Origin of the sequence: Prosthecobacter vanneervenii, assembly GCF_014203095.1 — a bacterium.
GTDB lineage: Bacteria > Verrucomicrobiota > Verrucomicrobiia > Verrucomicrobiales > Verrucomicrobiaceae > Prosthecobacter > Prosthecobacter vanneervenii.
In genome coordinates, this window is sequence record NZ_JACHIG010000001.1 from 985,137 (window position 1) to 995,591 (window position 10,455).

The 10,455-nt window shown below is 62.6% G+C and carries 6 protein-coding genes; 2 read left to right on the top strand and 4 right to left on the bottom strand.

All coding sequences use genetic code 11. The features are described 5' to 3' along the window. Positions 1-144: 144 nt before the first annotated feature. Positions 145-1,269, bottom strand: a complete 1,125-nt coding sequence (locus HNQ65_RS03825; protein ID WP_184338141.1) for an Ldh family oxidoreductase — start codon at positions 1,267-1,269, stop codon at positions 145-147. A gap of 119 nt (positions 1,270-1,388) precedes the next feature. Further along, entirely contained in the window at positions 1,389-1,745 is a 357-nt protein-coding gene (locus tag HNQ65_RS03830; protein ID WP_184338142.1) for a hypothetical protein, read from the bottom strand. A gap of 241 nt (positions 1,746-1,986) precedes the next feature. Between HNQ65_RS03830 and HNQ65_RS03835 the strand changes: the two genes are divergently transcribed. Next, entirely contained in the window at positions 1,987-5,094 is a 3,108-nt protein-coding gene (locus HNQ65_RS03835) for a PHP domain-containing protein (protein ID WP_184338143.1), read from the top strand. A 161-nt stretch (positions 5,095-5,255) separates the two neighbouring features. Next, complete coding sequence (locus tag HNQ65_RS03840) at positions 5,256-6,104, top strand: EF-hand domain-containing protein (protein WP_184338144.1); 849 nt, start codon at positions 5,256-5,258, stop codon at positions 6,102-6,104. 27 nt (positions 6,105-6,131) lie between these two features. Here HNQ65_RS03840 and HNQ65_RS03845 read toward each other — a convergent pair whose 3' ends face one another. Both HNQ65_RS03845 and HNQ65_RS03850 read right to left on the bottom strand, forming a co-directional pair. Next, positions 6,132-9,188: a coiled-coil domain-containing protein gene (locus tag HNQ65_RS03845; protein ID WP_184338145.1), complete on the bottom strand. Its 3,057-nt coding sequence runs from the start codon at positions 9,186-9,188 to the stop codon at positions 6,132-6,134. 302 nt (positions 9,189-9,490) lie between these two features. After that, entirely contained in the window at positions 9,491-10,378 is an 888-nt protein-coding gene (locus tag HNQ65_RS03850; RefSeq protein ID WP_184338146.1) for an MBL fold metallo-hydrolase, read from the bottom strand. Between the last annotated feature and the right edge of the window lie 77 nt (positions 10,379-10,455).

Consider the following 10,455-nt stretch of genomic DNA (forward strand, 5'->3'; position numbering starts at 1 on the left):
TTCACTGAACACAACGCAACAAAAGTCGTGAGTTCCGCGTGTTATCAACGCGAGCAGCCTAAGAATGAGAGCGACTAGCGCTCATTCCAGCATGAACTTTAACTTGCTGTCTGTAATTCGCTACTCGTGGCTTCGTCACATCCCTCACGGCACCTCATACGTCCCCAGCGCGGCAACATCAAAGCGGGCTGAGCCCACCTCATCGGCGATCTCGTTAAGGGCTTCGACTTCGGCGGTGCTGAAGAGGAGGCCGCCGGCTTTGGCGGTGTGGGCGGCGTTCTGCGCCTCGGGTTGGCCGGGGAGCATGCAGTTTTCATTCCCGTGGCCGAGGATGTCGTCGATGACCACCTTCACGTTTTCATTGAAGCTGCGGCCGTTGGAGAAGAGGCCGGTGCTGATGGCATCGGGGTGGATGACCTGGAAGTAGAAGCTGCTCGTGCGCTTTTCACCGGCGGGGAAAGGCTTGCTCTTGATGTCGGGGTGGGCGCCGCCGCCGCGCAGGGTGGGCAGGCCGCCGCCGATCATGCCGCCCATGACCTCGATGAGGAGGGAGAGGCCGTAGCCTTTGTGCGCGCCGAAGGGCATGAGCCAGGCGGCTTCATTGGCGTCGGTGGTGGGCTTGCCGTCCTTGTCCACGGCTGCGCCGGGAGGCAGGGGCTTGCCTTCGCGCTTGAGCTGCTGGACGCGGCCCATGGCGACGGTGGAGGTGGCCCAGTCGATGACGATGGGGAAGCCACAGGCGTCCTGTGTGGGGAGGCCCCAGGAGTGGGGATTGGTGCCCAGCACGGGGAATTTGCCGCCGAAGGGCACGACCTCGCCAAGGGTGGAGGTGCAGTTCGTGTAGGCGATGTAGCCTTTCTTGGCGGCATCCATGACGTAGCCGCCGCCCCAGAGGTAGTGGAAGGCATTGTCCACGCTGACCTGGCCGATGCCGTATTTGTCCGCCAGCTCCATGCAGCGCTCCATGGCGCGGAAGGCGACGCTCTGGCCGAGCTTCAATTTGCCGTCCCAGGCTTCGCTGGCGGCAAAGGGCTTCTTAATGACTTCGATCTCAGCGCCCGGTTTGCAGCCGCCGGTGGCGCTTCCAAAGAGGTGGTCGAGGTGGAGGGCCTTGATGGCGTTGTGGGTGCGGATGCCATGCGCGGAGGCCATTTCGCAAAACCGTGCTCCGTCATCGGCTTCGGCCTGGGTGTAGCCGCGGTGCTGGTAGGCGGCGCGGACGAGTGCGTTGTGGGCTTCAGTGGGGACGATGTGGTACGTGGTGGGCATGGTTTGGCGGATATTGGAGCATCTGCCCGGACGCGCAAGAAGCAGAAATAAAGAAGGCTCCGCTTTTGACAGCGGAGCCTTGGGGAGTCACGGCCTATGCTGTGGCCGGGGTGCTAAACTTACTTGGCGGCGCCTTTGAAGACGTCATGGCAGGCCTTGCAGTTGTTGGCCTTCTTGAATTCGCTGGTGCCGCTGGCATCCTTGGCCTTCACTTTCTGAAGCGCACCGACCAGGGTTTTGCACTTTTCCACCCAGGCACCCTTGTCGCCCTTGGGGGGAGTGGCGGCGCAGATGGCCTGCACGCATTTGATCAGGGAATCGAGTTCGGCGTCCGTAGCTTCGCCTTTGCCCACCTTCTTGGCGATGGCATCTTCAGGCTTCCAATTTTTCTTCATCGCGCCTTTGATGAGGTCGTCGGCGGAGGCAGTGCTGAGGCTGATGGCGAGGCAGAGCAGGGAGAGAGCAGTCTTCTTCATGGATGTCTGACGGGGTGTTATGATGTGGTGTTATGGGATAGGCTGCCGCAGCGCGCACGGCGTTGGAGATACGCAAGGGCAGCAGTTCTTTTACCAACCACCGCCCACATATTTGCCAATTCCGATGTTTTTAATTCGACCGGCGGATTTGAGTCAATCACGGATTGTTCATAGAGCCTAAACTTCTTCGTAACTCGGTGTGAGAACGGCGGATTGAGCTCGTTTTAGGGCGTTTCCAGCCATGAAACATCTTCTGCTTCCTCTTCTCCTGCTCGGTGGGCTTGCTTCTGCCGCTGACTCTGCGCTGCTGATCCAGTTCGGGCTCCATGACAAGGAGTCCACGGTTTGGGATGGCTCTGTGACGGTGACGCCGGGGGAAGTGCTGGAGGTGAACGGCTACCGCTTTGAGCAGAAGGACGCGATGACGGGAAAGAATTCGTGGAAGGCGAGCAGCCGCACGCCCGTAGGCGCGAATGCAAAGGCTCGCGGAAACAATCCGAAGAAGATCGGCCAGATGGCGAAGCAGCTGGGGCCCATCTTTGAAAACGGGGTGTATGTGAAGCTGCGCGATGTGACGCCGGAGAGCAGCGTGGAGGTGACGACGGCGCAGGGAAAGGTGAGCTTCAAGCTGGCGGATGTGAAGCCGGGCGAGGCGCTGGACCTGATGGAGGGCCGCGTGGCGGTGCAGCAGACGGCGTTCAATCTGCGCGTGTTTACCAAGGAGCGCACGGACGATGACTTCCCTGCCCTGGCGTTTGATGCGGAGGGGCATGGCTTCCTCGTTTACCAAAGCTTTACGCCGGGCATCGACCGCGATGAGCGGGCGAAGCGCTGGGACACTGAGCCGGAGGATCTGTCCTTCCTGAACAAGCCTGCGGCCGGCGACCAGCTCTGGCTGCATGTACGCAAGGCGAAGCAGTGGGAGGAAGAGCGCATCGCTGTGACCGAACCCGGGCGCGACATCTACAAGTCTGCCGTGGCGGCGGATGGCAAGGGCGGCGCGTGGATCGTGTGGAGCGAGCGCCTGGAGGGCAATTTTGAAATCCTGGCGCGTCACTTGGCCGAGGGGAAGCTCGGGGAGGTGGAGAACCTGTCGAAGTCGGCGGGGAATGATCTGAATCCGGTGATCGTGCGCTCGGCGAAGGGCACGCTGGTGCTGGCCTGGATGGCGGCGCATGAGGGGAAGTTTGAGATCCGCACGCGCACGCATGAAGGCGGTGCCTGGGCGGCGGCGCAGACGGTTTCCAAGAACAGCGGCAACTGCTGGAACCCGGCCCTCAGCGCGGATGCACGTGCGGAGGGCAGCGGGCAGCTGGCACTGGCGTGGGACACCTATGAGAAGGGCGATTACGACATCTGGATGTGCGTGCTGGATGCCAGCGGCAGGCCTGCGGGAGCGCCGATGCCGGTGGCAAATACGCCGCAGTATGAGGCGCGTGCGGCGGTGACGCACGATCACGAGGGGCGTGTGTGGGTGGCCTATGAAAAGAGCGGCGCCACCTGGGGCAAGGACTGGGGCGCGTATGACAGCGGCGATGGCATCGGGCTGTATCGGAATCGTGAGATCGGCGTGTGCGTGTGGGATGGCAAGGCGTGGATGGAGCCGCAGGGGAGCATCGCCGAGGCGCTGCCGGGAGCCATCACGCCGCAGGCGCGTGGCGGCAAAGGCAAGGGCAAAGGGAAAGGCCGTGGCGCGGACGTGAGCACCCCTGCCCCGCCGGCTTCACCGGAAGTGCCGGATGGTCTGGCGTTTGAAAAGCCCGCCGTGCGCGGCGGTGCACCGGGGGCGCATGTGGCGGTGAGCGGCCCGCAGACGTACAACAACCTTGGCCGCATCTGCTGCGACTCGGAGGGGCGCATCTGGCTGATCGCGCGCACGCGGCTGAACAGCTTCCGTGGCCCGCTGGGCAGCACCTGGGGCAGCGTTGCGGCGTATCTGGACGGCAGCGAGTGGGTGGGCCCCATCAGCATCCCGCACAGCGACAACCTCATGTACAACCTGCCCGCCATCGCCGCGGGGCCCAAGATGCTGTTTGTGGCGCACAGCAGCGACCACCGGATGGACCGCATGGCGGAGTTTAACCGAGCCAAGACTCCCGGCGGCAAGGGTGGCAATGCCGCGCTGGATGCGAGCAAGGACCCCTTTGACAACGATGTGTATTTCAGCCGACTGATCGCCAGCGGCCCGGTGAAGCCTGCGGTGCTCCAGCCCCGCGCGGAGCCGCCGCAGGACAATCCCGCGCCGAGCAAGCGCACGGAGGCGGAGCGCGCTGAAGTGGCTGCGATCCGCGGCTTCCGCAGCAGCATCGCCGGCACGGAGCGGCGCATCCTGCGGGGTGAATTTCACCGCCACACGGAGATCAGCGGAGACGGCGCAAATGACGGCCCGCTGGAGGACATGTGGCGCTATGCCATCGATGCGGCGTCGATGGACTGGATCGGCAACGGGGACCATGACAACGGCAACGGCCGCGAGTACTCCTGGTGGCTGACGCAGAAGACGACGGACGCCTTTTTCCTGCCGAAGGCCTTCACGCCGATGTTCAGCTACGAGCGCAGCGTGGTGTATCCCGAGGGGCACAGGAATGTGGTCTTTGCCCAGCGCGGTGTGCGCACCCTGCCCCGCCTGCCGCTGAGCGATGTGCGCGTGCATGAGCCCGCGCCGGACACAAACATGCTCTACAAATACCTGAAGCTCTTCAACGGCGTCTGCGCCAGCCACACGAGCGTGGGCAGCATGGGCACCGACTGGCGGAACTGGGGCGGCGAGTACGAGCCGATGGTGGAGATCTACCAGGGCGCGCGCCAAAACTACGAGTACCCCGGCTGCCCGCGCTGCCCCACGGAGAACGACGCCATCGGCGGCTGGGAGCCCGGCGGCTGGGTGTGCGATGCCTTTGCCAAAGGCTACAAGTTCAGCTTTCAAAGCAGCAGCGACCACGGCAGCACGCACATCAGCTACGCGATGATCTATGCGGAGGATTACAGCCGCGAGGGCATCATCAAGGCGATGCGCCAGCGCCACACGTATGGCGCCACGGACAACATCATCGCCGAAAGCCGCTGCAAGGCGGCTGATGGCAAGGAGCGCATGATGGGAGACGAATTCAGCGTGAAGGGCGCGCCCACGATCTCGCTGAAGCTCATCGGCACGATGCCGTTTGAAAAGGTCACGCTGATCAAGGACAACGTGGAGATCCCGATGACGATCGCCAAGGAGAAGACCATTGATCTGACCTGGACCGATCCGAAGCCGGAGAAAGGCAAGACGAGCTACTACTACTTCCGCGGCGAGCAGACGAACGGGGAGCTGGTGTGGGTGTCGCCGATGTGGATCACGCTGGAGTGATGATTGATGAATGCGGAAACCTGACCTATGCGTCCTCTGTGATTCATAGGTCTTATTTCCCCACATTCCTCTGGTGGCTGAGAGGCGCGCTTCCTGCTGTCCTCTGCGTATTGGCGGCGGGCATTTATTCTGCCTCAGCCCATCCCGCTGACCAGAGTGAGATGCGGGTGCGACCGACGCCGCACAAGCTGGAGATCCGGCTGACGTTCAATCTGCTGACGCTCACGCGGTTCACGGGGATCGACACGGACGGCGATGGCAAGATCAGCATGGAGGAGCTGAAAGCTGCGCAGCCGCGAATCGCCACGTATCTGAACCAGCACATTCATGTGCAGATCAATGGCAGGAAGGCGCTGCTGGGCACAGGCGTGCACTTTGAGCCCGTCTGGCCAAACCCGGAGCAGACCCCGCCGATGGCCGAGCCGGAGTATGCGTCGCGCAACATGGACGTGACCTTTGTGCAAACGCTCGAGGGCCGCCGGCTGGAGGATTTCTGGCTGGGCTTTGAGATCTTTGAGCAGACCGGCCCCATGCAGACGATCCGTGGTGTGTATGAGCAGGACGGACGGATCGAAGAGGTCTCCTTCAGCGTGCAGGAGCCTGAGTACACTTACGATACCGGCTATGCGGATGACCCATTCCTGAAACAGGCCGAGAAGCCGAAGGGAAACGAGTCTGGCATGAAGACAGATCCTGCGGAGGACGCCATGCCAACCGCCCCACGGGCGATGGCCTCCAACACTCCCGCCTCAGCCGCAGGCATCTCCGCCACAGGCATGGGGCCTGTTCCCATGTCCGACGATGACAACGGCGCAGCCCCGGCAGGACAACCCGGAGTCTCCCTGGCTGCACCGCTTCAGCTCAAGCCGCAGTCAGGCCTGAACGATGAGCGCCAATGGATGATCCGTGCGGCCATCGTGATCGTACTGCTGGTGGCGGGACGCTTTCTCCAGCTCCAAGGCCGGGTGCGTCCCAAGTTTGAGCGTCGCCGGACCTTTACAAAGAAGTGATGTCAGCGCCCTATCTCCCCGGCCGCACTACACGCGCAGCTCGGAGATTTGCTCTTTGAGCGCAGCGATTTTTTCCACCAGGCTCTGCTCATCGGCAGCAGCGCGCTTGATTCGCTCCTCCCAGTAGGAGGCACCATCCTGGGCGGAGCCGGTCTGGCCTTCCAGAACGAGCTGGGCTTGTGGGCGGCTGCGGGAACGAATCTCCAGCGCACGGGAATTTTGACGCAGGAACTGCAGGCGTGACTCCTCGCGCTGCAGTTCTTCGCGCAGGCGGCTCAGGCGGCTGCCAGCCTTGATCTCTCCCAGTACGCCCGTGTTGTTTTTGGCATCCTCAGGTGCTGGGCTGGCAGCAGGCGCCGAGGCGGCAGCGGCCACTTCAGTCTTGGAGGTCTGGATGCGATCCATGATATGGCGAATGGCACTGAGAGCCATGTGCACCTCGTTGCGTGCGCTGCGAGCCTCGGGGGTGTCGTCTCCCGACTCCTGAGCACGAGAAAGGCTGTGATCCATGCGCTCCTTCCAGTCGAGCAGCGCGGAGAGATGACTTTCCCAATTACTGATTTGCTGACGGGAGTCCTTGAGCTGCGCGGACAGCGCGGAGCTCTCGCTTTCGTGCACCTGGCGGGCTTCTTTGGAAATGGAGCGCAGCTCATCGTACAAGGTGCGCTCCTGTTGGGCGGAGGTGGTGAGCGTGGCGATCTCTTCGCGCAGATCCTTCTCCTGGGCGCTGAGCTGCTCCACACGCTGGCGGGCCTCGGTTTCCTGATGATTGACAGCATCGCACCGTGTGGTGGCCTCGGCGATCTGCCGAGTGGCTTCATTTACTGAGGTTTCCAGCTGAGCGCGGCGCTGAGTGGCCTCCTCCACCTGGCGGGTGAGTTCGGCCAGCTGCTGCTCAGTGGCGGCCACCTTCGCCTGACGTGCGGCCAGCACCTCCTGAGTGATCTTGATATCGTGAGCGAGCGTGAGTTCCTTGGACAGGCTTTCAAACGCGCCACGGGTCTCGGCCAGCTTGTGCTCTTCTGCCGCCAGAGAGGCGCGGATGCTGGCGAGGGTGTCTTCGGTGGAATGCGTGGTGGCCTGCAGCTCGGAGAGTTTGGAGGTAGCGGCGGTCACATTGGACTGCTGCTCGGAGAGCTCCTTGCGCACGGCGGCCACAGAGGCGGCGGTGGTCTCGTGCTCCAGCTGGGCCTGCCGGGTGGCGGCGGTGGCAGCTTCGCGCTCCTGCTCGCGGCGTGCTATCTGGGCCTCGATCTCCTTGAGCAGGTTTTCCTGATTCTGCTGACGCAGCACGAGAGCGTCCACCTCATGCGTGAGCGAGGTGCGGCGCTCTTCGGACTGGCGGCACTCCTCCTGCGTCTGCTGCAGACGTGTGGAAGCTGTGTCGATCTCAGACTGGCGCGTCTCCAGACGGATGCCGACCTCTTCATGCTGCTGGCCCAGGCGCTGGAGCTCGATCTCCGCGCTGATGCGCTCCTGGCGCAGACCTTCGAGCTTGGTGGACTGCTCCTGCGTCTGCGTGTCAAGATGGCGGGACTGATGCTCCAGCGTGTGAATGCGATCGCCGAGAAGAGATTCCTTCTCCTCACGTTCCTGCACGCTCTTGGCCAGCGCGGCCAGGCGGGCTTCGGTGGCCTGACAGTCATTTTGAGTGGTTTGCAGGCGCTCCTCTGTAGAGGCCAGCTCGGCGCGGCAGGCATTGAGAGATTCCGTGGTGGCCTGACGCGTGGCCACGAGCGCGGCGATCTCAGCTCCCAGACTGCGCTGCTGCTCATGGAGAGCGGCCAGAGAGGCCTCCGCCTCGGCGATCTGGTTCTGCATCTGCTGACGGCGCGCGCCCAGCTCTGCCAGCTCCTGGGTGAGGCGGCGGACCTGAGTGGTGGTGGCGGACTCCTGAGCGATCAGTTCGGAGACTGAGCGCCCCAGATCTGCCTGCTGCGAGGCGGCCTCCTGGCATTCATTCAATGCGATGCCCAGCTTTTCCTCGGCACGTGCCAGCTCCGCACGGCGGGTGGCCAGCGCCTCGGCTGCCTGGCGCTCGGAGGCGCGCAGATCGTCAAACTCGGCCTCGCTCTCGGCACGTTGCTCGCGCAAGGAGACGAGCTCCTGCTCCTGCTGCACAGCCTCTGCCTGCAGCTCTCCCAAGCGGGCTGCGGCGGCGGTACGCTGGGCAGCCAGGGTGGCGATCTCCTCTTCAAGAACGCTGCGCTGCCGCACTGCCTGCTCCAGGGCCTGACGGGCATCCTGCAAACGTGAGCGCTCTTCCACGATGGCGGCACGGGTAAGATTCAGCGAGGCATCGCCATCGCGGCACTGCGCGGTGAGCTGGGCAAAGTCTTTTTCCAGCGACTGGCAGCGTGCGGTGAGATCCACCACCTGGCTGGTGGCCCGGCTGCCGGCCTCTTCGAGATGAGCCAGGCGCTCCTGCTTGAGCTTCAGCGCAGCCTCGGCCTGCTGGGCGGTGACCTCCATGCGGGCGATGTTTACTGCCAGCTCCTGCTGACGCGTTTCATGGCGGACCACCATGCCCCGAGCCTCGACAATACGCTCCTGCTGGCGCGTGACTTCATCAATGGCCTTCTGCAGCAGGTCGGAAAGCTCCGAGCTGCGCTCGTCCAGCACCGAGGCCTCCGCTTTAAGTCCTGTGAGCTGTCTGGCCGCAGCCTCCACCTGGGCCTCCACGTTCTGCTTCTGGTTCTGCCATTCACTGAGCTGCTGCTGCGTTTGCTCCAAGCGGCCCTGGTCCTGCAGATAGCGGCTGTTGATCTCCTGCAGCCGGCCGAGCATCAGCTCGCGGTGGCTGTTCAGCTTGCCCAGCTGCTCGTTCAGGCTGGCCTCCAGGCTCAGAAGGCGGTTTACCTCAGAGGTCTTCTGCTCATGCAGGCGGGTGATCTGGCGAAGCTCCTGAAGACGCACCTGATGGTGCTGCTGCACATTGCTCAACTCTGCACGCCAGCGCTCGTAGGCGGCCTGTGCATCTGTGGCTGCTGCTGCCAGCTCAGCCACACGCACTGCTGACACACTCTGTGAGGCAGGAGCCTTGAGTTCACGACCATTTTCCACTTCGTAGGCAGGGATGCTCATAATGATGGGAGATGTTGAGGTGAGGTAGCAGACGCGATTTTTTAAACTTACATCAATAAGGAAGAGCTGATAAGTAATTTTTTTGAAATTTTAACACTTCTGAATCAATTCTTAGCTGAAGCCAGAAAGTGCTCAATGCGTGCGGGCCAGGCCATAATAACGGCACCGGAGGTTTTTTTGATCAAATGCCCGCTGACCGAGCTGTCAGTGCAGTCAGAGGCTGGTGGAAAAAACAGTCCGCCGACGCTTTGATCTATCCCTGCTTTTTGTGCCTATACTGGCCATAGCCCCCAGGAGGTAAGTTAGCGCCCCTTCTCGCAGTAAAGCCGCACCCCATCGGCGCACATGGAGGTAACATTGGCGTCTTCTCCTTTGAGCCAGAGCTCCTCGCTGACACCGGCGGCGATCGCGATCTGGTGCTCCGCAGCGGCATAACGCTGGCGGTTTTCTTCCACGCTGATGCCCTCTTTGCAGCCTGCGGCCACACGCTCATACACCTCGGTGACACGCTGGCGGTAGGTGGCCAGATGCCAGGCCACGTCCTCCACTGCCCCAAAGTGAGTCAGGTAGAGCGTCTTGAAACCCGCAGCCGCCAGACGATCGATGGACTGCACATAGGCCACGGGGTCAAACTGCGGAGGAGCGGCTGTGACAGAGAGATAGCGGCTGCCTTCCAGGCGCATGCCCGCCACATCTCCGGCAAAGCAGACATCGCCAATGACGAAGGCGTGATGATGCCTCGCATGTCCGGGGGTGTCCCACGCGATGACTTCGACCTGACCGAGCGTCACCCGTTCGTTGTCCTTCAGGGCGATGACCTTGTCCGCAGGCGCAGGCAGCATATCGCCCCAAAGCGCATCCATCTGCGCGCCATAGACCATGCGTGCGCTTTCAATGAGCTTGGAGGGGTCGATGAGATGCCGCGCCGCATTCGGGTGGCAGTAAATCACCGCCCCTTGCTGCGCAAACCAACCCGCAGCCCCAGCATGGTCGAGGTGGATATGCGTCACAAAAACCTTCTTGATCGCGGCTTCATCCACCCCTGCGTGGCGAACAGCGGCACGCAGCGTCTCCAGTGTGGAGCCCGGCCCAGTCTCGATCAGCGCATACTCGCCGCCGCTTTCCACCAGGAAGGAGGCGATGAGACCAGGAAGGCCGATAAAGCGGAGATCGAGGGTATGGATGCGCATGAGAGTGGCATCAAGAAGGGCCTAATGACGGAGCCGTCAAGGACACTGCGCAGAATGCCCCCTGCCCTTTTGCCGAC

What these genes read in the sequence shown, in the direction of transcription:
- HNQ65_RS03825 (WP_184338141.1), bottom strand. Translation starts at nt 1,269, where the DNA reads ATGCCCACCACGTACCACATCGTCCCCACTGAAGCCCACAACGCACTC.
- HNQ65_RS03830 (WP_184338142.1), bottom strand. Translation starts at nt 1,745, where the DNA reads ATGAAGAAGACTGCTCTCTCCCTGCTCTGCCTCGCCATCAGCCTCAGC.
- HNQ65_RS03835 (WP_184338143.1), top strand. Translation starts at nt 1,987, where the DNA reads ATGAAACATCTTCTGCTTCCTCTTCTCCTGCTCGGTGGGCTTGCTTCT.
- HNQ65_RS03840 (WP_184338144.1), top strand. Translation starts at nt 5,256, where the DNA reads ATGCGGGTGCGACCGACGCCGCACAAGCTGGAGATCCGGCTGACGTTC.
- HNQ65_RS03845 (WP_184338145.1), bottom strand. Translation starts at nt 9,188, where the DNA reads ATGAGCATCCCTGCCTACGAAGTGGAAAATGGTCGTGAACTCAAGGCT.
- HNQ65_RS03850 (WP_184338146.1), bottom strand. Translation starts at nt 10,378, where the DNA reads ATGCGCATCCATACCCTCGATCTCCGCTTTATCGGCCTTCCTGGTCTC.